This window comes from Agarivorans sp., from assembly GCF_050295395.1.
Lineage (GTDB): Bacteria > Pseudomonadota > Gammaproteobacteria > Enterobacterales > Celerinatantimonadaceae > Agarivorans.
The window spans coordinates 1-23,637 of record NZ_JBNKPP010000270.1 but is presented as its reverse complement, the minus strand read 5'-3'; the positions used below and the strand labels follow the sequence as shown (position 1 = coordinate 23,637).

Sequence of the window (23,637 nt, the reverse complement as noted above, 5' to 3'; positions counted from 1 at the left end):
CAGAAAGAACGATAATGAAAATAAACTATATATCTCTCTTTCTAGAATCAAGAACCAAACTGAATACGGTAACGCTAAAGCCGTATTTTGTTACTGAGTTTATTATTCTACGACTACTGCCAAATATCGATTTAGGATGTACCAATTTTCTTACTGTTGATTTGCGAAATAATACTGTTCGATAAAACCTCTAAGGCTCTAATATGATGTTTATCGAGTTCAAAAGACGCATTAAGTCGGATGCAATGGTTGTATTGTTCTGTTGGACTAAACATTTTACCGGGAGTAATACTGATATTTTTTTGTAATACATGATGGTATATCTGCATAGAGTCGACCTGTTTTGGCAATTCAACCCAAACAAAATACCCTCCACTTTGACTAACAACCTTAGCTTCACTTGGAAGGCGTGACTCTAGCAGTTCGGTAATTTTTTTCTTACGTTCGGCGAGTTTCTTTCGTAATTGTTTAAGGTGTAACTCGTAGTTTCGACTGGTTAAATAATGAACCAGCGTCATCTGAATCGGCGCACTGGTTGCTAACGTACTCATTAGCTGTAACTTCTGAATGTCAAGAGCCCTTTTCCCTGCGACTACCCAACCTATGCGCAGACCTGCTATCAACGATTTAGAGAAGGAGGAACATAGCATGGTATTCCCCGTATCATCATACATTTTCATTGGACTATCCGGCTCCCCTCCCTCATAAAGTTCGCTATATACGTCATCTTCAATCAAAGCAACGTTATAATGTTTCAACATGGCGACAATTTGTTTTTTCTTGTCATCGGTTAAGGTAAAACCCAATGGATTTTGATGATTAGACATTAACCAACATGCTTTTACATCATGGGTTTGCAAAGCCCGCTCTAATGAATCTATATCGATACCCGTTGTTGGGTCTGTACGTACAGATAACGCTTTTAACCCCAAGCGCTGCAACGATTGCAATGCCCCATAAAATGTTGGCGACTCTACCACAACCCAATCACCTTGCCGCGTACAGGCCTGCAAGCTTAGATTTAAAGCTTCTAGCGCTCCTGCGGTAATCACTATTTCATCAGGAGAAATTTCAATCCCTTTTGCTGCATACCGTTTAGCAATGATCGATCTCAGCTGCTCATTACCCGGAGGAAGATTATCAAACGTGTTTGAGATAGGCATGTTACGCGCCGCAGCCGATAATGCCCGAGTCACATGATAACGAGGATACAAATCAGGGCTCGGATAGGCGAATCCAAAATTAACTAGCTGTGTTTTTTTGCCAGCCTGTAGCACTTCAAATATAAACTCGTTGATATCAACATGCTCTGTTGAAGATACAGCCATTGAGGTCTGATGAATATTTGACTCCTTCACTCTTGGTGCTACACGAAACCCCGAGCGAGCTTGAGAAACTATCCAACCTTGAGATTCCAGCAGCTGATAAGCGTGCAGTACCGTCATTAAGCTAGTTCCCGTATGCTCAGCTTGCTTTCGCAAAGAGGGTAGCTTGTCGCCTGGGGTCCATATACCCGCCTGAATCTGCCGTTTCAATTGCTCAACTAGCTCCTGATACTTTGCCAAAAATAGGTCCTCGTCAGTATGTTATTGATATAAAAACATAACACTTAATTCGCTAATCTGTTATAGGTTTGTTGGCTTTTTCTGTATCTACTGCATAGCCGAACCAACGTTTAACATAGCGCCCTAAATGATTATTAAACTCAAAGGAAGTTTATGTTGGGTCTCGACGCATTTATGCTGGCAAGAATACAGTTTGCTTTTACTGTTTCTTTCCACATCATATTTCCCTCTATTACCATTGGCCTAGCTACCTATCTAGCGGTGCTCGAAGGATTATGGCTCAAAACTCGCAATCCAGATTACAAATCACTTTACCATTACTGGTCGAAAATATTCGCCGTAAACTTCGGTATGGGCGTTGTTTCCGGTTTAGTTATGGCGTACCAATTCGGAACTAACTGGAGTGGTTTTGCTGACTTCGCGGGCAGCATCACTGGCCCGCTTCTTACTTATGAGGTGTTAACCGCATTCTTCCTAGAAGCAGGATTTCTTGGCGTAATGCTGTTTGGTTGGAGCCGTGTAGGGGAGAAACTACACTTCTTTGCAACCTCTATGGTTGCCTTGGGTACCATTCTCTCAACCTTTTGGATCCTAGCTTCAAATAGTTGGATGCAAACGCCACAAGGCTATGAAATTATTGACGGTAGAGCCGTACCAGTTGACTGGTTTGAGGTTATCTTTAATCCATCATTCCCATATCGATTAGTACACATGGGTATTGCCGCGTTTGTGAGCACGGCATTATTCGTTGGCGCTGCTGCTGCGTGGCATCTTTTAAAAGGACGCCGTACCTCAGCCGTAAAAACCATGTTTTCGATGTCATTGGGTATGTTAGTCATCGTGGCTCCAATACAGGCAATTGTTGGCGATGCCCACGGATTAAATACTCTAGAACATCAACCTGCAAAAATCGCAGCTATTGAAGGACACTGGTCTAATGAAAATGGCGAACCAACACCACTCATCCTGTTTGGCATGCCGAACATGGAAAAAGAAAGGACCGATTACGCATTAGAAATTCCAGTATTAGGCAGTTTGATTCTACGTCACAGCCTAACTGAACCCATCCCTGCACTAAAAGATTTCCCAAAAGACGAACGACCAAATTCACTCGTGGTTTTCTGGTCGTTCCGAATCATGGTAGCACTTGGCATGTTGATGATTTTACAAGGTTTATACAGCCTATGGTTACGTCGTAAAAACACTCTCTATTCCACCAACTGGTTCCTCAAGTTTTCGATACTAATGGGACCGACAGGACTGATTGCCATTCTGGCAGGCTGGTTTACAACAGAGATTGGCCGGCAGCCTTGGGTCGTATACGGACTTCAGAAAACTCATGATGCGGTCTCTGCTCACGGCGATTTACAAATGAGCATTAGCCTCCTTTGCTTCTTTGTTGTATATAGCGCCGTATTTGGTTTTGGTTACTACTACATGATTCGTCAAATCAAACAAGGCCCCGATTCAAAAGACCACGAACATCACGAAATAGGCACTATTTCCGGGCGTATATAAGCTCACAAGTTAAGAATTTTAGGTAAAGAATATGCAATTTGATTTATCCGTTATTTGGTTCGCGATCATTGTCTTTGCAACACTCATGTACATTCTGATGGATGGCTTTGATCTGGGTATCGGCATCCTGATGCCTTTTGTTAAGAACGAAAGACATAAAGATGTGATGGTGAATAGCATTGCTCCTGTTTGGGACGGTAATGAAACTTGGATTGTACTTGGGGGCGCTGCGTTATACGGAGCATTTCCTCTCGCATACGCGGTAATTACCGAAGCGTTAACCGTTCCATTAACCCTCATGCTCATTGCACTAATCTTTCGAGGAGTAGCTTTTGAATTTCGCTTTAAATCCCTAGAAAACCACCAGCAATTTTGGGATCGTTCATTTATGCTCGGCTCAATCTTCACTACATTTTTCCAAGGCATTGTGGTCGGTTCAGTCATTCAAGGTTTTGAAGTAGAGAATCGAGTCTATGTTGGAGGGCAACTTGATTGGCTTGCACCATTCCCAATGTTCTGTGGCTTTGCTCTCATCGCGACATATGCCCTGTTAGGCAGTACATGGTTAATTATGAAAACCGAAGGAGACTTACAACAAGCCATGTTTCGTTTTACCAACAAAACCCTAGCGGCAATGGTGGCTGCAATGGTTATTGTCAGTGCGTGGACTCCTCTGGCATTTCCATCGATTGCTGAACGCTGGTTCTCTACTCCTAATATTTTCTACTTGCTTCCTGTACCTGTTATTACAGGCTTGGTGTGTTTGAAAACCATTGCCGCATTAAAAAAACACAAAGAACGCAGCCCGTTTATTATGGCCTTAATCATCGTCATTCTAGGCTTTGCTGGTCTAGGTATTAGCATCTGGCCCAATATCATTCCACCAAGCATTTCTATCTGGGATGCAGCCGCGCCAGAGATAAGCCAGAGCTTTATGCTGTTTGGGGCAGCCATTATTTTGCCGATAATTCTCGCCTATACGTTCTGGAGTTACTACGTCTTCGCCGGAAAAGTAAAAGAAGGCGAAGCCTACCATTAACCAATTATTGAAGGTGAGTGATGAAAATTAAACGAAGCATTGAACAATGGGTCTGGATGGTGGGTATTTGGACTGCGAGCGTTGTCGCACTTGGTGTGATATCAATGGGTTTTCGACTACTGATGACAGCCGCAGGACTTAAGTCTTAAAATTTTGTATTGAGTACGAGGCATTTTATCTGACCCCAGTTCCGGATTTTGGTACTGGGCCTTTTACTTACAAGAGTAGAAATAGCAATCTGTCTCAACATTAACAGCATAACAAAGAACAGTGCGATAGGTTTACGGCCCTTATGGCAGCGTCGAATAACACTGCACAGCCAGCAAACCCATTTGAACTAATGACTGGTCGCACCAAACCACTGGGCTTGAATCTGAGCTAGCTATATGCTGATCACTTCATGCGATTTAAGCTTAAACAAACCGCTGTTTGCTTAGGTGTTTAAGCTCAAACCTAAACCTCTAAGCACTATGTTAATCACATCTTGCTCGGCTTTGGCAAATTCTTCAGCTGATAAACTGCGGCCATGAATCATTTTAATTTCGGTATCAAAATCGGCGTAAAATTGAGTCGTTCCCCATATTAAAAACAATAGCGATAACGGTTCAACCGGAGCAATTTTTCCTTGATCGATCCAAGCTTGAATCAGGCTACATTTGTTTTGAGTCCAATCCACCAAGGGAAACTGAAGTTTATCTTTTAAGTTAGGCGCGCCTTGAATGATTTCCATGGCAAAAATCCGTGAGCTTTTCTTATGGCTGCGGCTATAACGCATTTTTGAACGAATATAACTACTAATAGTAATAGCAGGATCAGATTCGGGCGTGGTGTTGGCGAAGGAGTCATTCCATAGCGCCAGTATATCTTCCAACAAGGCGCGGTATAAACCCTGCTTGGATTTGAAATAATACAAGATATTGGCTTTAGGCAGTTCGGCGCGATCGGCAATCGCTTGTAAAGATGTACCCTGATAGCCATGCTTCACAAACTCATTAGTTGCCGCTTTTAAAATTAACTTTTCATTTCTTTTTCTAATTGCCCCACTTTGTGTTGCCACCGCTTTATTCATGCTAACTTTTTCTCCTTGTCGGCATCGAAGTATCAGATATGATAACTAAAGTTATTATTAATGATTCCCTGTGGAATCACTAGCGTTTAGCCATTGTTGCACCAAGATGTGATTAAGCACCAAAATGGAACAATTAAATCTTCATCTTGCACCAAATATGACACTATAAAACACTTTACACTGTTAACAATTGCATTACACATGGACTTGAGCACTTGGTCAGATTTATGCAGTAAACTAGCCAAGTTTTATTTCCGAAATAAATGAATGGACTCAACATGAAACACGACCAGAGCTTGTTGTCGTTATGGCAGGTCACCAAACGCTACCCCGGCGTTATTGCCAACGACAAAGTCAGCCTTGATTTAAAGCAAGGCGAAATTTTAGCCCTGCTCGGTGAAAACGGCGCCGGTAAATCTACTCTAGTGAAAATGATTTATGGTGTTGTACAAGCCGACGAAGGAAGCCTGCTGTGGCAGGGAAAAGAAGTCGTCATTCGCTCTCCCAATATGGCTAGAGCCATGGGTATCGGCATGGTATTTCAGCACTTTTCGGTGTTTGAAACCCTCACCGTACAAGAGAATATTGAACTCAGCCTTGACCCGGGCGCAACCACCGACGCGGCCAGTTTGCGGGCAAAAATCATCGAATTAAGCGCCAACTACGAGCTAAAAGTAGACCCAGACCGTTATGTGCACAATCTCAGTATTGGCGAGCGGCAACGTTTAGAGATCCTGCGCTGCCTCATTCAAGACGTAAAACTACTGATCCTAGATGAGCCCACCTCGGTACTCACACCGCAAGAAGTCGCTGGGCTATTTAAGGTATTACGCACCCTAGCCAGCGAAGGCTGCAGTATTTTATTTATTAGCCATAAGCTAAAAGAAGTCACCGCCCTGTGTGACCGCGCGGTGATCCTTCGCGGCGGTAAAGTGAGTGGAGAATGTGTACCCTCAGAGGAAACTCCCGACTCCATCGCCAGAATGATGGTAGGAACCGAAGCGGTATTATCCGAGCGCTACCACAAAACCATTGGCTCAGACGAAATACTGGTGACCAAAAACCTCAGTGTGCCGCCAACCAATCCCTTTGGCACAGGCCTAAAAAACGTTAATTTAAGCCTGCATAAAGGCGAGATTTTAGGCATTGCTGGTGTTGCAGGTAATGGTCAAGAGGACCTACTTGAAGCGCTCAGCGGTGAAGATACCCGCGCCGAAGCTGGTGCGATTTTAATGCATGGCCATAAAGTCGCCAAACGCAACGCCGGCGAGCGCCGCTTATTGGGTATGAGTTATGTTCCCACCGACCGCTTAGGCCAAGGCGCGGTGCCCGAAATGAGTTTGGCCGACAATACCTTGCTCACCAGTGCCCGAAAAGGTTTGGTGAAAAAAGGGCTGATCCTGCCGCACAAGGTAGTAGAGCTGGCCAAATCCATCATTCATCTCAACGACGTGAAATGCCATAACGCCCACGCTCAGGCTAAGAGTTTGTCGGGAGGGAATCTGCAAAAATTTATTATCGGTCGTGAAGTAGACCAAAACCCCGAAGTACTGATCTGCGCCCACCCCACTTGGGGAGTAGACATTGGCGCGGCCAGTGCCATTCACCGCCAATTGATTGAGCTGCGTGATAAAGGCGCGGCTATTTTGGTGGTCTCGGAAGACATTGACGAGTTATTTATGATTTCAGATCGCATTGCTGCACTCTATGAAGGGCAACTCTCTGCTGCGGTACATACCGAGCAAACCAATATTGAAGAAATTGGCAAATGGATTGCCGGTGGCTTTATTGAAGAGGAGCCACAACATGTTTAAAACCCAAGCGCGTTTAGAGTCTTCCAAGCTGATGTCTTGGTTATCTCCCCTTATCGCCATTGTGCTGACCATGTTTGTATCCAGCTTAATGTTCATCGCGCTCGACATTAATCCAGCCGAAGCCTTTCGGGTATTTATTATTGCGCCTCTTAGCGACAGCTATAATCTGGGTGAGTTGATGGTAAAAACCACGCCGCTGTTACTCTGTGCTACGGGCTTGGCCTTGTGTTATAAAGCCAACATCTGGAATATTGGCGCCGAAGGTCAGTTATTGGTTGGCGCTTTAGTGGGCAGTTATGTAGCCTTACAAGCCAATGAGCAAACCGGCTATATGTGGTTGGTATTAACCCTAGCCGCGGGCGCCGCAGCAGGCATGGTTTGGGCCGCCATTCCTACCCTGCTGCACCAGTTATTCCACACCAACATTATTCTTACCACCATCATGCTTAACTACATCGGTTTATATCTATTGTTGTGGGGCGTACACGGGCCACTGATTGACCCTGATGGTTTTGGTTTTCCTGAATCGGCGGTATTTGCCGACTCGGTATTGCTGCCCACCATTATGGAAGAAGGACGAGCCTCCATCAGCATACTACTGGCCATTGTCTTTGCCATTGGCTCGGGCATTATTTTGTACCGCACCTTACCGGGCTTTCAGTTGCGGGTATTTGGTTCAGACCAACCCGCAGCGCGCTACGCCGGTTACTCCAGTAAATTTATTATTTGGAGTGTGATGCTCAGCGCAGGTGCTTTGGCAGGCCTTGCTGGGGTGTCGGAAGTGACTGGCCCCATCGGCCAGTTGATCCCTCAGGTATCACCGGGTTATGGCTACGCCGCGATCATCGTGGCCTATTTGGGTCGACTCAATCCCTTTGGCATTATCTTCGCCGCGTTTTTCATGGGCACACTGTATATGGGTAGTGATTTAGCGCAAATTGATTTGGGTATTCCTACCGCGATTACCGGCCTATTCCAAGGGGTATTGTTGTTCTTCTTACTCGCCTGTGACTACCTAATTCACTACAAAATTATTTGGCAAGCAAGCGCTAACCCTGCTCAAGCCTCTTCCAGTAATACCAAGCAAGGAGCCGCTTAAAATGGACATGGAACTGTTACAACAAATTTTAGTGGCAGCAATTAAAACCGGTACACCGCTATTATTGGTGGCGTTAGGCGAATTAATCTGTGAAAAATCGGGAGTACTCAACCTAGGCCAAGAAGGCATGATGTTGATGGGTGCCATGGCTGGTTTTGCTGGCGCGTATTTCTCTGGCAGCCTAGCCGTGGGGCTATTATTAGCGATTTTAGCTGGCATGATGATGGCCGGCATTTTCGGCATTTTGTCGCTCAACCTTAATACTAATCAGGTGGCTACCGGTCTGGCGCTAACTATTTTTGGTACTGGCTTAAGCGCCTTCCTCGGCGCCAGTTTAGTAGGCTCAACCGTAGAAGGCTTCAAAGCGATTGCCATTCCACTGTTCAGTGATATTCCACTGCTTGGCCCACTGTTGTTTAATCACGACTTGTTAGTCTATGGCAGCTTTGGTCTAGTGGCGCTGTGCTGGTGGGTAGTTAACAAAACCCGCATTGGCTTAACCCTGCGCGCGGTGGGCGAAAACCCCTACTCGGCGAATGCCTTGGGTATTAAGGTGATTAAAGTACGCTACTTAGCCATTTTAACTGGCGGCGCCTTTGCCGGTTTAGCCGGTGCTTATATGTCTTTGTCTTACACGCCGATGTGGATGGAAAACATGACCGCAGGACGCGGCTGGATAGCATTGTCTTTAGTGGTATTTGCCTCATGGCGCGTGGGCTACTTAATGGTAGGCGCTTACTTGTTTGGCGTAGCCTCTATTCTTCACTTGGTCATGCAGGGCATTGGCTTCACCATTTCACCTAACTTATTGGCGATGATGCCTTATGTGGCTACCATTGTGGTGATGGTGTTGATTAGCTCGAATCCGATCCGTCAAAAATTAGCGGCGCCGATGAGCCTAGCCAAACCCTTTGATTCGCGACGTCACTAAACCATCATGACTATTAAAGCCTCTCATGTGAGAGGCTTTAATTTTTCAAGCCTTGCTTTGATAGCCAGCTAGTTTAGAACACTGTAACCCCGCCCCTCCATGCAGTTTCGCATCACCGATTGCTGTTGCTGCTGATATTGTTGCTCAGCTTGGCGTTTCTCTGCACCGTGCTTTAAAGCACCACCGATTAACCCAATTCCTGCGCCCACCTTAGCGCCCTTAGAGCCGCTGCCGCCGCTAATTGCTCCACCGGCAGCGCCTAAGGCTGCGCCCTTGGCGGTAGAGCCAACAATATCGTGACCCAGCGAGTCACCAGACTGCTGCTCAAGCTGATGAGACAACTGTTCACACTCATACAAATCAGCATGGTATTTCTGCTGATCAACGTCTTTAGTATCAACGATAATATTGGCCTGTAAGATGCTGGGCAGCAACAGCACCATTGCTGCAACTAGCTGTAATCGCGGTTTGTTCACGGTAGCGTCCTTTATTAATAAGTTGTTTTGGCGCGATGGTAGCGCAAGCAGTCGCCATTACCGTCTCACTTTTGAAGGACTAAACCCTACAAACATGGCTAATTAATCAGAAACAGTGGAACTCAATCGCCGGCTTCAATACCAAGCTAAACAGCGTAAAGCACAATAAAACCCGCTTTGGCATTTAAGCTAAGCCTGAAACTCGCTATCATGCAGACTCGACAACTGGAGAACCAATGACTTACCCGCTGTACCTTGCCCACATCAACGATACCCACTCCCACTTTGACGCGTCTTTGCTGCACTTTCATATCCAGCTGGACGGCAAGAACTATCAAATAGATGCTCATTGCGGCGGCTACGCGCGCTTGGCTAGCGCGATTAAACAACAACGTAAGCAAGCCCAACAACAGGGCTGCCCAAGCCTGTTGCTACATGCCGGAGACAGCTTTCAAGGCAGTTTGTACTTCAGCCAATATAAGGGGGCGGCTAATGCTCGGCTACTGGATTTACTTGCTCCAGACGCCATGACCATTGGTAATCATGAGTTTGATTTAGGCAATACACCGATTTCTCATTTTATTGATCAGGTCAGCTTTCCGGTATTAGCGGGTAACATGGATTTATCGACGGAAGATCAGCGAAAACCGTTGCCGCTTGCGGGCCATAACAACCTCTATCCCTATCTGGCCAAGCAGCAACGCGCCAGCTATTTACTAAAAGAGTTGGCTGAAGGCGTACAACTGGCGATTATTGGCATCACTCATGACCAAATGCACAACATTGGTTGTCCCGATCCCGACTGCCAATTCGTCGATGCGATTAGCTGCACCCAAGCCACCGTTAAACACTTACATCAACAAGGCATTAAACACATTATTGTGTTGAGTCATTTGGGGTATCAAGGCGATGTAGCCTTAGCTACAGCCGTGCCAGGCATTAGTGTCATTGTTGGTGGCCACTCACACACCTTAAGCGGTGATTTTCGCCACTTAGGCTTTCCTGAGGGTGCCATGGGCCAGTTTTGGCATCAAGGCTGCCTCATTCTGCACGCCGGTAAACATGCCGAATCGATAGGTTTATCCCACTTAGAATTCGATGCCGACGGCAGCGTGGTTAAATTTCAGGGCGGTGTGCAATTTTTACTGGGTAAACAATGGCATGCTCGGCAAAATGAAGACTTAGTTAGCGCCAAAACCAAGGCCCGTATAGCTGAATATTTAGCCCAAAGTGGGGGCCTGCGATATCAAGCAGAAGATCAGCAAATACAACAGATTATCAGTCAAGATTATCGTCCAGCCATCGACGCCATGCGCCAGCAAGTAATTTGCCAAGTCGCTCGCCCCTTAGCGCATACTCGGCTACCCACTAAACTGTTGCCTCAAGGCAGTGAAATATCACCCTTAGTTTGCCAAGGTTTTTATCAAGCTGCGGCAGTTAAGCGCCACACCGATTTTGCCTTACATAACGCAGGGGGTATAAGGGTTTCGCTCAAGGCTGGCCCGCTCACCAAAGCCGATATTTGCGGCCGCTTATTGCCCTTTGAAATCGCCATTGTGAGTTATCAACTAGAGGGGAAATACCTTGCTCCGTTAATCGAAGGTGCCATTAATAATGCCACCAACAATGGCGTACAAGGCACCGGCGATGGCAGCTTTCCGTATTTTTATAAGCTGCGTTATCACTATAATTCACAAGCCAAACTAGGCCACCGCGTCACTCAAATCGAGCTACTGGGCGATGCAGGCTGGCAGCCGCTCGATCCGCGACGCCACTACCGAGGGGTATCTTCGGCTTATACCTTGGCCGGAAAAGAAGGCTATCATGCCCTACTCAATAGCGATGACCATCAAGATTTAGGCATGAGCATGAGTGATAGCTTTGTAGTATTTGCCGAACAATTAGACAGTTTGGGTTAGCAAGACCAAAATCCATAACTAAAAACGCTACACATCCGCCGCGAGTGCTGCTTTTAACTGCGATATAGAATATTGATTAAACACTTGAATGCCCGCCTGCTCTAACAAGGCCGCTGTCACGCCAGCCCCTTCAACCTTACGACCGCTAAAGCTGCCATCATAAATAGTCGAACTGCCGCAAGAAGGGCTAGCCTCGGCGAGTAAGGCGTATTTAATGGCCAAACTTTGACACATTTTCAGGGCATTTTCAGCGCCACTAACAAACGGCTGAGTCACATCGCTGCCGTCATTGGCTAATACCCTAGCCCTACCTTGCAGTACGTCAATGCCCTGAGCTTGAATGATCTCGGCAGGCGCTCTTGGAGTGGGCAAACCGGCTGACTGCTCAGGGCAAAACACCACCAGCTCAAGATTAGCCTCTAGCCAATCGAGATCGACCCGCGCCATCGATAAGCAGCCCGCGTTATATCTCACCTTATTGCCTAATAAACAGGCACTCACCAGAATCTTCTGCACATTCCCTCCGTTACATCACCAGCGCTAAAAGACAAAACCCATTGTACGCCGCAACCAGATACAGCGTCAGCTGCCTTACAATTTAATTTTAATAAGGGCATACGCTAAGCAAGCTATAAATAGAAAGTTCATTTCAGCAAATAATTGGTTACACTGGGTTATGCGTTGAATATACAAGGAAAATTAGCGTGATAAGAGCCATGGCCCGCGCCGATTTTGCGGCTTTCTGGCCAAGTTTTAAGGCGATTATTCAAGCCCAACAAAGCTATGCCTTTGAGCCCGATATGAATTTTGAGCAAGCCTACCAGCTATGGTGTGAACAGCCACTGCTCACTTATGTATTTGAACAAAAAGGCGAAATACTAGGCAGCTACTACCTAAAGGCCAACGCCATGGGGCCGGGTAAGCATATCTGTAATTGCGGTTACATGGTAAGCGAGGCTGCGCGTGGCCAAGGGATTGCGCGGCAAATGTGTGAACACTCTCAGATTGAAGCACAAAAGCATGGCTTTACCGCCATGCAATTTAATTCGGTGGTCTCTAGTAATCATGCGGCGGTAAGGCTATGGCACAAACTGGGGTTTACCACCATCGGCACCATACCTAAAGGCTATCAACATCCTCAATTGGGCTTGGTTGATAGCTACATCATGTATAAACAGCTAAGCGCCGAGTAAACCGCTAAACTTCGCCAATTACGGGCGCGTCAAAGTCCTCGGCTTCGTCACTATATACGCAGACATTGGAGTCTTCTACTAAGCCACTTTCTGCGACACACTGGCTTTGAAAAAAGTCTGTGATTTCTTTACGTTGGCAGTGTGCCTCAAAGCTGGCTTTATCGGCCCAAATTTCTTGAAAAGCGATCGGATAACCGCTGCCTTGGGCAAAAGGGTTCTCTATCTGTCGAGTCACTCGATATTGCAGACAGCCATCTTCGCGCAAGGTATTAGGCTCTAGTGCTTGTAATACTTTAAACAGCTCATTTAATTTGCCCGGCTTGGGTTTAAACATGGCAATACAGTAGATTTTTTTAGACATAAGGGCCTCGGCTGATAGTGGCGAGCGATACTCGCCACTTTAAGTTGAGTAATCATTCAGCCAAGCATACTACCCCTGAATGGCTTAATATGCTGCTGCTTTTTAGCTTAACAGCCAAACTTGCTGTCTCTTTGCATCGCCATTAAACGCTGATAAGCCAACATTTGTCGAGCTGCCGGCTCCCCCTCGCACCAATTGTGCTTAAGGCTTTGCCACAACGTATGCTCGGTCCCCAGCCCTAACGCTTCCATATACATTGGCGAGGCCAGCACATATTGGGTTTTATAAGGTAAAATGATGCCGCCCTGCAGAGCTTGCTGCTCTAGCGCCTCGGCGTAATTGGTACACCATGTATTTAATAAACTCGCACAAGCTTTGGCATACCAAAATTTGCCGCAGTCTTGCTGCTGATTCAGCGGCTGCGAACAAGCTAAAATGCTTTGTGCGTGTTGCCAATCGTTAAATCCCGCTTGGCGCGCAGTATATAATAAGGCGTGTTTAAGTTGAGGGGCTTTGCCCTTACTAAGATTCACTAGGGGAGAATCTGCAGATTGACTCTGTTTGAGTAAAATTTTGCTGCGGATTTTTAATTCTTGAATAGCAGATAACATGCTAATGCTCCTAAATAATTAGCTGTTCCCCGCAAAACAACATTTAGAAACACTATTTGTGCTTAACTAATTTGAAATGATAAAGGGTGAGTTCCTCTTGGCGGGTAGGCGCCCCTTTGCACCTGCCCGCCATTGTTACAAAACTAACGGTTTGATTCAAGCCACTAATTAGTAGCCGTTGGTTTCGCGTAAGCGTAATCCTTATGTTCAGCCGCTGGCGCTGTTTTTTCTTCCGGTAGTAGCAAACTAAGGATGATTGCGACTAAACCACCAGAGGTCACCGCCGAGCCAAATACATTTTGCACAATCTTTGGTGCCTGTTGCAGTAAATCGGGCACCATGGTTACGCCTAGGCCTACACCAAAAGAGACTGCCATGATCAACAGCTTACGGCGATTAAGTTGTTCGCTGGCAATAATTTTAATTCCAGCTGCGGCCACCGTACCAAACATCACGAGGGTGGCACCGCCTAAAACAGGCTTAGGTATTTGCTGTAATACCGCACCTAATATGGGAAACAAGCCCAATATCACCAATATCAGCGCGATGTAATAACCAATGTAACGACTGGCCACCCCCGTTAGCTGAATCACCCCATTGTTTTGGCTAAAGGTGGTATTAGGAAAAGTATTAAACGTGGCGGCCAACAACGAGTTAACGCCATCGCCCAATACGCCACTGCTCACCCGTTTAATATAGCCCTCTCCTTTGATCGGCTGCTTCGACACCGAGCAGTTGGCGGTAATATCACCGGCCGATTCAATCGCGGTAATAAAGTAAATAAGAGCAATTGGCAAGAACGCCACCCAATCAAAACTAAAACCATATTTAAACGGCACCGGTATACTCATCAAAGGCTGAGAGCCCACTGATGAGAAGTCCACCTTGCCCATGAACATCGCGCTGATCATGCCTACAATTAAGCCAATCACAATCGACGACAAGCGCAACCAGGGGTTAGCCGAACGGTTCAGTGCAATAATCACTACCAATACACCAAAGCCCAGCGCAAGGTTCGGTAAGCTGCCAAAATCGGGGGCCTTAAAGCCCCCGGCCAAATCGGTCATCCCCACTTTAATCAATGAAATACCGATAATAGTAATCACTATCCCCGTCACCAACGGGGTGATAATTCTCTTCATCTTACTTAGCATTTGCGACAAGAAGATCTCGATAAAGGCACCTAAAAAGCACACCCCGAAAATCAACGACAATATTTCTTCTGGCCCGCCTCCATTGTTTTTAGCCAGAAAACCCGCCGCCAAAACCGAGCCTAAAAAAGCAAAACTGGTGCCCTGAACACAGATCATTCCTGCGCCAACGGGGCCAATTTTTTTCGCTTGAATAAAGGTACCTACCCCCGACACAATTAAAGCCATGCTGATTAAATACGGGATATGTTCGCCTAAGCCCAGCACTCCACCAATGATTAATGTCGGCGTAATGATCCCAACAAAACTAGCTAATACATGCTGTAAGCCGGCGAAAAAAGCCTTGGCTACAGGAGGCCTATCATCTAGCTGATAAAGTAAATCGGTTGAGCTTGATACTTCTTGTTCGGTACTCATGCAACACTCCTTGTTGATCGATTGGTGGCGCAAAAAACTGACCACTAAGTCAACTACAAAGGCAAGTTACTTGCCAACTTCAATCTAGCGGCGAGGTATTAGCCTGCTCATCGCCAGCCTTACAGTTACAAAATCAACAAGCTATCAACATCTCACCAACATTGACTATGCTTAGCTGATAATAAAAACCGACAAGTAATGCTTAACATTGGTGCAGCTATGGGTAGATTTGCACCAGCATGCACCAAATTTGCTCATAATATTTAACAACAATTATGATAAATAAATACAACAAAACTTGTATTATCGGCTGGGTTTAGGTTAATTCTATTTAACATGACCAAATGGCCAGCTTTTTGCTAACACTTAACGAGTATTTACAGCTCAAACAGAAATGGAGTTCTTCATGAAATTGAACAAATGGATCGGAGCCGCGGCGTTTGCCGTCAGCAGCTTAATTGCCCCACTTAGTCACGCTGCCGACGAGCCGCTTAAAGTTGGCTTTGTTTACGTTGGCCCCATCGGTGACCACGGATGGAGTTACGAGCACGATCAAGGTCGAATCGAGATGGAAAAACACTTTGCCGGTAAAGTGAAAACCACCTTCGTTGAAAACGTACCTGAAGGCGCCGATGCTGAACGAGTGATTACCCAATTGGCTAAATCGGGTCACGATATTATCTTTACTACCTCTTTTGGTTTTATGAACCCCACTATCAAGGCGGCTAAGCGCTTCCCTAAAGTACACTTTGAACACGCTACCGGTTACAAACGCACTAAAAACGTTTCAACCTACGTATTGCGTACCTATGAAGGCCGCTATGTTTCGGGTGTTGCCGCGGGTATGAGCACCAAAACGAATACCATTGGTTATATTGCCTCTTTCCCCATCCCTGAGGTAATTCGCGATATTAACTCGGTTTACCTTGGCGCTAAAAGCGTTAACCCCGATGTCAAAATTAAGATCGTTTGGGTAAACACTTGGTACGATCCAGGCAAAGAAGCTGACGCTGCCAATGCCTTAATGGATCAGGGCGTAGATATTATTCTGCAACACACCGACAGTCCTGCGCCGCTTATTGCTGCTGAAAAACGCGGCTTAATGGGCATTGGTCAAGCTTCAGACATGAGCCATTTTGCGCCTAAAGCTCACATGTTCTCGGTGCGTGATGTATGGGCACCTCACTATATTCGTACCGTTCAAGAAGTGATGGACGGAACTTGGAAATCAGAAGATTACTGGGGTGGTTTTGCTGAAGACATTCTACAAATTGTTTCAGTAAACCCTGCCCTGCCCGAAGACGTGAAAACCGCCATTGCTGAAACCGAAGCAAAAATTAAATCTGGCGAGTTCCACCCTTTCACTGGTCCTTTAAAAGACAACCAAGGCAAGCTAGTTATTCCTGAAGGTAAGACCTTAGATGACGAAGAATTAGCCGGTGTGATGTGGTACGTAGAAGGTATCGACGCCACTATTCCTAAGTAAAACCTTACAGCAATACCTAATATAATGGCCCGGCTTAGGCTGGGCCAATCTGGAGAATCTAGATGAGTTTAACCCTTCCCATCATCGATATTAGCCCCTTAGCCAGCGAGGACCGCCAACAATGGCAACCTGTGATTAAGGCTATCGATGCAGCCTGTCGCGATACTGGCTTTTTCTACGTAACCGGCCACGGGATCCCTGCCGAACAATTTGCCAACGTGCAGCAAATGGCAGCCAAGTTATTTGCCTTAGATGAAACAGAAAAACAAAAAATCAATATTCAGGACTCAGCCAACCATCGCGGCTGGGGCCAAGTTAGCGCCGAACAGCTAGACCCTAACGGCCCTAAAGATTACAAAGAAACCTTTGATATGGCCTTAGACTTAAGCCCTTATCATCCACAAGTTGCGCGCTGTCCCGACTTATACGGGCCTAACCAATACCCCAATATCGAAGGTTTTGTACAGTTGGTGCAGCAGCATTACCAACTCAGCCTACAAGTGGGACTTAACATTTTAAAAGCCATGGCCTTAGCCTTAGGCGAAGCGGAAGACTTTTTCAATCAGTATTTTACTCATCCAATTAGTGTGCTGCGCTTTATTCACTATCCCCCACAACAAATAAACAGCAATGGCGCAGGTGCGCATACTGACTACGGCTGCATCACCCTGCTTTATCAAGACCACATAGGTGGCCTGCAAGTGCGAGGGCGTAACGGCGAATGGTTTGATGCACCACCAGTAGCCAACAGTTTTGTAGTGAACATCGGCGACTTGATGCAACGTTGGACCAATGACTGTTATCAGTCGACTGCGCATCGCGTGACCAGCCCAACTGAGCAAGCCACTCGTTTTTCAATGCCATTTTTTGTCGAGCCCGATTTCGATACACCAGTGTCTACCCTAGCCTCATGTTTGGCAGAGGGCGAAGCCAGTCCCTACCCAGAAATCACTGCCGGCGACTGGATTTTATCGCGTTTTTCTGACACTTACGCATACCGAAATAAAGGTAACTAAGCTTTACCTTTTTTTAACCAAAAAGCTGACCAAATGGACAGCTTTTAAAGAAATAACAGGAGTTGTATATGCTACAACTAATGATCAATGACCAGCAGCTCTACATCGGCGATCAAGCCGCCGATACCATGTTGCTAAACTACCTTCGCGAACAACGCGGCCTTGTTGGCACTAAAGAAGGTTGTGCCAGCGGCGATTGTGGCGCCTGTACTGTAGTGATGGTGAGCGCCGACCCTACTTTGGGTTTACGCTATCAGCAAATTAACAGCTGTATTACACCGCTGCATGCCTTGCACGGTAAACAAGTGATCACCGTTGAATACCTCAAACAGGGCCAGCAATTACACCCTGTTCAACAAGCCGTTGTAGATAAACACGGCAGCCAATGTGGCTTCTGTACTCCTGGCTTTGTCATGTCTTTATATGCCTTATCTCGCCAAGCCGAAGCTCCAGAACATCCGGAAGAGTTTTTAGCCGGTAACCTATGTCGCTGCACTGGTTATGGCCCGCTGATTGAAGCGGCCAGAGACATCGCCCAGCAAGGTGCCGCCGTAGACCACATTCAACAAAAAGAAGTCAGCGTGAAGCAGTGGATGGATGAATGTGAAAGCTTAGACGGGGTGAATTACTGGCAACCAAGCAGCCGTAAAGAGTTAGCCGAAGTTCGTGCAGCTCATCCCAAAGCTCGCTGGGTAGCCGGTGCAACCGACTTAGCCTTAGAAGTCACCCAGCAATATAAACAAATTGAGCAATTGATCGATCTCAGCGCAGTTAACGAGCTGAAGCAAATTACCCGTATCGACGGTGGCTGGCGCATTGGTGCGGCACTCAATTTAGACGAAGTACACCAATTTATGCTGCAGCACTACCCCAGCACTCACGAGATTTTTTCTCGTTTAGGTAGTTTAACCATTCGCCATCGCGCCACCTTGGGCGGCAGTTTAGGTAATGCCTCCCCCATCGGGGACATTGCCCCACTGCTGATTAGCCTGAACGGTAAAGTGGAAGTAGACGATGGCAAAGACATCCAACTTCACGCCGCTGAAGACTACATTACTGGTTACCGACAAACCAAGTTGAAAGACAACCAGTGGATCAGCGCTGTGCATCTGCCAGATTTAGCGCCGGAAACTAAACACCAAATCTACAAAATCAGCAAACGCTACGAAGATGACATTACCACTGTGGTGCTGGCACTTAGCCTAAGCCTAGACGCACAACAACGGGTCAGCCATTGTGTGATTGCCGCCGGTGGCGTTGCTGCCAAATCGGTACGCCTTAGCCAGTTAGAACAAGGCTTAGTGGGTAAGGTATTTGATTTGGCCACCTTACAGCAGGTACAAGCCATGGTGCCTCAATACGTGACACCCATCGACGATGTACGCGCCAGCGCAAAGTACCGGGTATTACTGGTGCAAAACCTGCTTAAGCGCTTCTACCTCCACTGTCAGCAACTTCCTACGAGGTTAGCCGCCCATGCGTAAATTAACGACCCAACAGCTGCACCAACGCGCCCCCAGTAACATCATCGGCCAATCTATTGCTCACGAAAGTGCTGCCAAACAAGTGGCCGGTGAAGCCCTGTTTGTGGATGATCGCAGCGTTCCCGAGGGCTGCTTACATGCGGCGGTAATCACCAGCCCCATCGCCAAAGGGAAACTGCTGGAGTTAAAACTCGATCCGCTTAAACAACATCCCGATGCAGTCGCGGTATTCACTGCCGATGATATTCCCGGTCACCGCGACATAGGCCCTATCTTTGGTGGTGATCCACTGCTTTGCGAAGGGGAAATTTGCTTCTATGGCCAAGTATTGGCGGTAGTAGTGGCGCGCAGCCATCGCCAAGCTTGGAAACTAGCCACTTGGGCAAACCAAGAGCTAATCACAGTAGCAGCCGAACAAGATATTGTATTAACCGCCCAACAACGTGGCGATCTTAGCGACCCGCAACACTTGGTCCGTCCCAGCCATGTAATGGGGCAACCGATTACACAACAGCAATTAGAGCAAAGCGAGCTGGTATTAAGTGGCGAACAACAGGTAGGCGGGCAAGAACACTTCTACTTAGAGGGACAAGTCAGCCTGGCCATTCCCAACGAAGATGGAGGGGTGCTGCTCTATACCTCCAGCCAACACCCCGGCGAAATACAAAAATTAATCGCCGAAGTGCTAAACATCGCCTTACATCGGGTTGATGTAGACATGCGCCGCATGGGCGGTGGCTTTGGTGGCAAAGAAACCCAAGCCGCGCAGTGGGCTTGTTTAGCCAGTATGGCGGCGATTCACACCGGCAAAGCAGTGAAACTACGCCTGCCGCGCAGTGTGGATATGACCTCGACCGGTAAACGCCATCCGTTTTATAACCGCTACCAACTAGGCATCAGCAAACAGGGTTTAATCGAAACCGCCAAAATGGAAGTGAATGGCCTATGTGGTTACTCGCCGGATCTTTCCGATGCGATTGTTGACCGCGCCATGTTTCATACCGACAACGCTTACAGCTTAAACCAAGCAGAGGTAGTGGGTCATCGGCTTAAAACCGACATGGTGTCGCACACTGCATTTCGCGGTTTTGGTGGTCCGCAAGGCATTATGTTAATTGAACAAGCGATGCAAGACATTGCCATTGCCACCGGCCAAGATGCCCTCGATGTGCGTTATAAAAACCTCTATCGTGAAGGCCATGCCACTACCCACTACGGCATGCCAGTAGAGCAACATCAAGATTTAAAAAACCTATTGCAACAACTTGAAGCAAACGCCGATTACCGCAAGCGTCGAGAACACATTAAGCAGCACAACCGCCAAGATCAGTTGATCAAAAAAGGGCTGGCTCTGTGTCCGGTTAAATTTGGCATTTCTTTCACTGCCCAGCACCTTAACCAAGCAGGTGCACTGCTGCACATTTATACCGATGGCAGCGTGCAGATAAACCACGGTGGTACCGAAATGGGCCAAGGCCTACACACCAAGGTGCAACAAATTGTGGCGCAAACATTGGGGATCCCCTTTGACTATGTTTTGGTTACCGCTTCACGTACCGACAAAGTGCCAAATGCCTCGCCTACCGCTGCTTCTTCAGGCACCGACTTAAACGGTATGGCAGCGCACAACGCCGCTAAAGAATTAAAACAACGTTTACTCGACTTTGCCCAAGAGTACTATCAGGTAACTGCCGAGCAAATCAGCATAGCAGACGGCCAAGTACTGATTGGCGAGCAAAGCATCGCTTGGGCAGAATTAATCCAACAGGCTTATTTGGGCCGAGTATCACTGTCTACCACCGGTTTCTACAAAACGCCGAAAATCTGGTATGACCGTGAGCAAGCCAAAGGCCGCCCCTTTTATTACTTTGCCTTAGGCGCAGGCTGCTGTGAGGTGAGCATAGATACCCTCACCGGCGAAATGAGCCTAGACCGAGTCGATATTCTGCACGATGTGGGCAGCAGCCTAAACCCAGCCATCGACATCGGTCAGATTGAAGGCGCTTTTATTCAGGGTTTGGGTTGGTTAACCACCGAAGAATTGGTATGGAACGGTGATGGACGCCTACTTAGCCAAAGCCCGGCTAACTATAAAATCCCTAGCATTGGCGACTACCCTAAACAAATGAACATCACCTTGTTTGACCAAGCTAACCCCGAGCACAGTATTTTCCGCTCAAAAGCGGTGGGCGAACCCCCCTTCATGTTAGCTATCGCCGCGTGGTGTGCCATTTATGATGCAGTTAGCTCAATTAGCAACCATCAATTGCCCGCTCAACTGGATGCCCCCGCCACTAACGAGCGGATCTTAATGGCCTGCCAACGCCAGTTTGAGTACTTGGAGAGCAAGCATGAATAATTGGAACCAACAGCTTAAACCCAACAACTGGCTAGACGCTTGTGTACAGCTTAATCAGCAGCAACAAGCTTATTGCTTAGCCACCATCGTCGCTGAAGTGGGTTCGGTGCCACGCGCCAATGGTGCCAAAATGGTGATTAGCGAAACGGAGCAATTTGATACCTTAGGTGGCGGACGACTTGAATTTGAAGTGATCAAACATGCTCGCCAACAATTGCACAGCGGCCAGAGCCAAAGCCAAATTGAGCGCTTTTCCTTAGCGGCCGATCTTGCCCAGTGCTGCGGCGGCGCGGTACAGGTATTGTTCGAATACTTCTTGGTAGAGCAAGTCTCGGTAGTGATTTACGGCGCAGGCCACGTTAGCCATAGCTTATGCCAAATTCTGGCGCAATTGCCAATTCAGGTAACAGTGATCGACAACCGTCAGGAATGGCTCGACTCCATCGCCAAACTAGGGGTAAACACCCTTTATCAGCAACAGCCTGAACTTAGCGTCAGCCAACTAAAGACCAACAGCCATGTGCTAATTCTTACCCAGGATCATGGCATCGACTTTGCGGTCAGCTTAGCCGCCCTGCAACGTCCAGATTTAGCCATGGTAGGTGTTATTGGCTCGACTACTAAAGCCCAACGCTTTAAATATCGCCTTAAGGAACAACTTAGCGATCCTTCGCTCAGCGACAAGTTGATTTGCCCCCTAGGGCTGCCACAAATTAAAGGTAAATTGCCCATGCAAGTGGCGGTATCCATCAGTGCTCAAGTGTTGGAAAAACTGCAACAGCTTAAACCCCATAGTGCTGAGCAAAATGAACAACAAAAACAACAAAAACAACAAAAACAACAACAGTGGCAGGCCAGCAATCAACTACGCAAACAATTAGAGACCGGAGAGAGCCATGACTAATCCCAAGCTCGATAACTTAAATGCGCTCACTCAACAACAATATCTGGAGCAATTGCAACACATATGTAGCAGCCAGCGTTGGCAACAACTGATGTTGGCACAACGCCCAATTAGCTCTATGCAGCAGTTTAAACAAGTCGCCGCCGACGCTTTCAAGCAACTAAATGAAAACGACTGGTTAGAAGCCTTTGCCGGCCACCCAATGATTGGCGATATGAGCAGCTTGCAGAAGAAATACAGCCAAGCCAAACACTTAAGCCAAACCGAGCAAGCCCAAGTGGCCGAGGCCCAGCAAGATACCCTGCAACAACTACTGGATTTAAACCACGCCTACCTAGAGCGGTACGGTTTTATTTTCATCATCTGCGCTAGCGGCAAACCCGCGGAAGTGATTTTACAAGCGCTACAACAACGTTACGGACAAAGCCGTGAACAAGAATTAAGCACCGCCGCTGAACAACAGCAGCAAATCAGCTTTTTAAGAATGGAGAATCTATTTTGAGCACACTTAGCTGTCATGTTTTAGATACCAGTCAGGGCAAACCTGCCGCTGGTGTTCCTGTGGAACTATATCGTTTTGGCGAAACCCTCAGCCTAGCCAAAGGTGTGACCGACGCCGATGGTCGCTATCGTTTCGACGAACTAGAGCTTGCGCCCGATTGCTATTGCTTACGCTTTCTTGTGGAAGACTACTGCCAACGCCAATTTCAACAGGTATTTTTCCCCTTAGCTGACGTGGTTTTTAATAGCCTGGCCGAACAAACCCACTACCATATTCCGCTGCTATTAAGCGGCTACAGTTATTCTACCTACCGAGGCAGTTAATATGAGTCACCAACTGCATCGAGGCAGTATTTTACACTTCCCTCGCAGCACCCTTAACCCTAGCGAGCACTATCAATATTGGGAAGATGGTGTGCTAGTGGTGAAGCAAGGAAAAATTGAGTTTCTAGGCGCTGCAGAAGCATTTTTTGCCGCTCAGCCAAACGCTGCTCAACTGCCCATTAAGCAGCACCAAGGGCTGATTATTCCTGGCCTTATCGACAGCCACGTACATTACCCACAGGTGGAGATTATTGCCAGCTACGGCAAGCAGTTATTAGACTGGTTAAATACTTATACCTTTCCCGCCGAACGACAATTTGCCAACGCCGCCTACGCTAGGGCGCAAGCCGATTTTTTCCTAAAACAATTATTTGCCCACGGCACTACCACTGCCAGTGTA

The 23,637-nt window shown here is 47.1% G+C and carries 23 protein-coding genes; 16 read left to right on the top strand and 7 right to left on the bottom strand.

Going from position 1 to position 23,637, the window contains the following annotated elements; translation table 11 throughout:
* Window positions 1-131 precede the first annotated feature (131 nt).
* On the bottom strand, window positions 132-1,565 hold the full coding sequence (locus tag ACQY6Q_RS16155; RefSeq protein WP_427983005.1) for a PLP-dependent aminotransferase family protein: 1,434 nt from the start codon (window positions 1,563-1,565) through the stop codon (window positions 132-134).
* A gap of 153 nt (window positions 1,566-1,718) precedes the next feature.
* Between ACQY6Q_RS16155 and ACQY6Q_RS16150 the strand changes: the two genes are divergently transcribed.
* The 3 genes from ACQY6Q_RS16150 to ACQY6Q_RS16140 are packed head-to-tail and all read left to right on the top strand — an operon-like array spanning window position 1,719 to window position 4,271.
* Window positions 1,719-3,083 carry a cytochrome ubiquinol oxidase subunit I gene (locus ACQY6Q_RS16150; RefSeq protein WP_427983004.1) on the top strand — a complete coding sequence of 455 codons (1,365 nt, stop codon included), beginning with the start codon at window positions 1,719-1,721 and terminating at the stop codon, window positions 3,081-3,083.
* Between the two features lie 31 nt (window positions 3,084-3,114).
* Window positions 3,115-4,122, top strand: coding sequence for a cytochrome d ubiquinol oxidase subunit II (cydB, locus tag ACQY6Q_RS16145; protein WP_427983003.1), 1,008 nt, complete (start codon window positions 3,115-3,117; stop codon window positions 4,120-4,122).
* A gap of 20 nt (window positions 4,123-4,142) precedes the next feature.
* Window positions 4,143-4,271 (top strand): DUF2474 domain-containing protein, encoded by a 129-nt coding sequence (locus tag ACQY6Q_RS16140; protein ID WP_427983001.1) that lies wholly within the window; start codon window positions 4,143-4,145, stop codon window positions 4,269-4,271.
* Window positions 4,272-4,555: 284 nt separating this feature from the next.
* Here ACQY6Q_RS16140 and ACQY6Q_RS16135 read toward each other — a convergent pair whose 3' ends face one another.
* On the bottom strand, window positions 4,556-5,191 hold the full coding sequence (locus ACQY6Q_RS16135) for a TetR/AcrR family transcriptional regulator (protein ID WP_427982998.1): 636 nt from the start codon (window positions 5,189-5,191) through the stop codon (window positions 4,556-4,558).
* 278 nt (window positions 5,192-5,469) lie between these two features.
* Between ACQY6Q_RS16135 and ACQY6Q_RS16130 the strand changes: the two genes are divergently transcribed.
* The 3 genes from ACQY6Q_RS16130 to ACQY6Q_RS16120 are packed head-to-tail and all read left to right on the top strand — an operon-like array spanning window position 5,470 to window position 9,035.
* Window positions 5,470-7,005 (top strand): ABC transporter ATP-binding protein, encoded by a 1,536-nt coding sequence (locus ACQY6Q_RS16130; protein ID WP_427982997.1) that lies wholly within the window; start codon window positions 5,470-5,472, stop codon window positions 7,003-7,005.
* Window positions 6,998-8,104, top strand: a complete 1,107-nt coding sequence (locus tag ACQY6Q_RS16125; protein WP_427982995.1) for an ABC transporter permease — start codon at window positions 6,998-7,000, stop codon at window positions 8,102-8,104. The genes ACQY6Q_RS16130 and ACQY6Q_RS16125 overlap by 8 nt, the downstream gene beginning before the upstream one ends.
* Before the next feature lies 1 nt (window position 8,105).
* Entirely contained in the window at window positions 8,106-9,035 is a 930-nt protein-coding gene (locus tag ACQY6Q_RS16120; protein ID WP_427982992.1) for an ABC transporter permease, read from the top strand.
* A gap of 68 nt (window positions 9,036-9,103) precedes the next feature.
* Here ACQY6Q_RS16120 and ACQY6Q_RS16115 read toward each other — a convergent pair whose 3' ends face one another.
* Window positions 9,104-9,511, bottom strand: a complete 408-nt coding sequence (locus ACQY6Q_RS16115) for a glycine zipper family protein (RefSeq protein WP_427982991.1) — start codon at window positions 9,509-9,511, stop codon at window positions 9,104-9,106.
* A 236-nt stretch (window positions 9,512-9,747) separates the two neighbouring features.
* Here ACQY6Q_RS16115 and ACQY6Q_RS16110 point away from each other — a divergent pair, with 236 nt between their 5' ends.
* A complete protein-coding gene (locus ACQY6Q_RS16110; RefSeq protein ID WP_427982990.1) occupies window positions 9,748-11,430 on the top strand; it encodes a bifunctional metallophosphatase/5'-nucleotidase in 1,683 nt (560 codons plus the stop codon).
* Window positions 11,431-11,457: 27 nt separating this feature from the next.
* On the opposite strand, the gene ACQY6Q_RS16105 is transcribed toward ACQY6Q_RS16110, so the two are convergent.
* Window positions 11,458-11,946: a DUF523 domain-containing protein gene (locus tag ACQY6Q_RS16105; protein ID WP_427982988.1), complete on the bottom strand. Its 489-nt coding sequence runs from the start codon at window positions 11,944-11,946 to the stop codon at window positions 11,458-11,460.
* A gap of 188 nt (window positions 11,947-12,134) precedes the next feature.
* On the opposite strand from ACQY6Q_RS16105, the gene ACQY6Q_RS16100 reads away from it, so the two are divergent.
* Window positions 12,135-12,623 (top strand): N-acetyltransferase family protein, encoded by a 489-nt coding sequence (locus ACQY6Q_RS16100; protein ID WP_427982986.1) that lies wholly within the window; start codon window positions 12,135-12,137, stop codon window positions 12,621-12,623.
* A gap of 4 nt (window positions 12,624-12,627) precedes the next feature.
* Here ACQY6Q_RS16100 and ACQY6Q_RS16095 read toward each other — a convergent pair whose 3' ends face one another.
* From ACQY6Q_RS16095 to ACQY6Q_RS16085, 3 genes are all read right to left on the bottom strand, one after another.
* Entirely contained in the window at window positions 12,628-12,984 is a 357-nt protein-coding gene (locus ACQY6Q_RS16095; protein ID WP_427982983.1) for a putative quinol monooxygenase, read from the bottom strand.
* Window positions 12,985-13,091: 107 nt separating this feature from the next.
* Complete coding sequence (locus ACQY6Q_RS16090; protein ID WP_427982982.1) at window positions 13,092-13,595, bottom strand: hypothetical protein; 504 nt, start codon at window positions 13,593-13,595, stop codon at window positions 13,092-13,094.
* Between the two features lie 164 nt (window positions 13,596-13,759).
* Entirely contained in the window at window positions 13,760-15,163 is a 1,404-nt protein-coding gene (locus ACQY6Q_RS16085; RefSeq protein ID WP_427982981.1) for a uracil-xanthine permease family protein, read from the bottom strand.
* A gap of 406 nt (window positions 15,164-15,569) precedes the next feature.
* Here ACQY6Q_RS16085 and ACQY6Q_RS16080 point away from each other — a divergent pair, with 406 nt between their 5' ends.
* From ACQY6Q_RS16080 to ACQY6Q_RS16045, 8 genes are all read left to right on the top strand, one after another.
* Window positions 15,570-16,649, top strand: coding sequence for a BMP family ABC transporter substrate-binding protein (locus ACQY6Q_RS16080; RefSeq protein ID WP_427982979.1), 1,080 nt, complete (start codon window positions 15,570-15,572; stop codon window positions 16,647-16,649).
* A 62-nt stretch (window positions 16,650-16,711) separates the two neighbouring features.
* Entirely contained in the window at window positions 16,712-17,665 is a 954-nt protein-coding gene (locus ACQY6Q_RS16075) for an isopenicillin N synthase family dioxygenase (protein ID WP_427982978.1), read from the top strand.
* 68 nt (window positions 17,666-17,733) lie between these two features.
* The gene (xdhA, locus tag ACQY6Q_RS16070) at window positions 17,734-19,149 is read left to right on the top strand and encodes a xanthine dehydrogenase small subunit (protein WP_427982975.1); all 1,416 of its coding nucleotides are present in this window, start codon (window positions 17,734-17,736) and stop codon (window positions 19,147-19,149) included.
* Complete coding sequence (xdhB, locus tag ACQY6Q_RS16065) at window positions 19,142-21,508, top strand: xanthine dehydrogenase molybdopterin binding subunit (RefSeq protein ID WP_427982974.1); 2,367 nt, start codon at window positions 19,142-19,144, stop codon at window positions 21,506-21,508. Before xdhA ends, xdhB begins: the two co-directional genes overlap by 8 nt.
* Window positions 21,501-22,412: a xanthine dehydrogenase accessory protein XdhC gene (gene xdhC, locus ACQY6Q_RS16060; protein WP_427982972.1), complete on the top strand. Its 912-nt coding sequence runs from the start codon at window positions 21,501-21,503 to the stop codon at window positions 22,410-22,412. Before xdhB ends, xdhC begins: the two co-directional genes overlap by 8 nt.
* Window positions 22,405-22,914, top strand: coding sequence for a 2-oxo-4-hydroxy-4-carboxy-5-ureidoimidazoline decarboxylase (uraD, locus tag ACQY6Q_RS16055; RefSeq protein ID WP_427982970.1), 510 nt, complete (start codon window positions 22,405-22,407; stop codon window positions 22,912-22,914). The genes xdhC and uraD overlap by 8 nt, the downstream gene beginning before the upstream one ends.
* Window positions 22,911-23,237 (top strand): hydroxyisourate hydrolase, encoded by a 327-nt coding sequence (gene uraH, locus ACQY6Q_RS16050; RefSeq protein ID WP_427982967.1) that lies wholly within the window; start codon window positions 22,911-22,913, stop codon window positions 23,235-23,237. The genes uraD and uraH overlap by 4 nt, the downstream gene beginning before the upstream one ends.
* A 1-nt stretch (window position 23,238) precedes the next feature.
* On the top strand, window positions 23,239-23,637 hold a 399-nt coding region (locus ACQY6Q_RS16045), incomplete at its 3' end, for an amidohydrolase family protein (protein WP_427982965.1).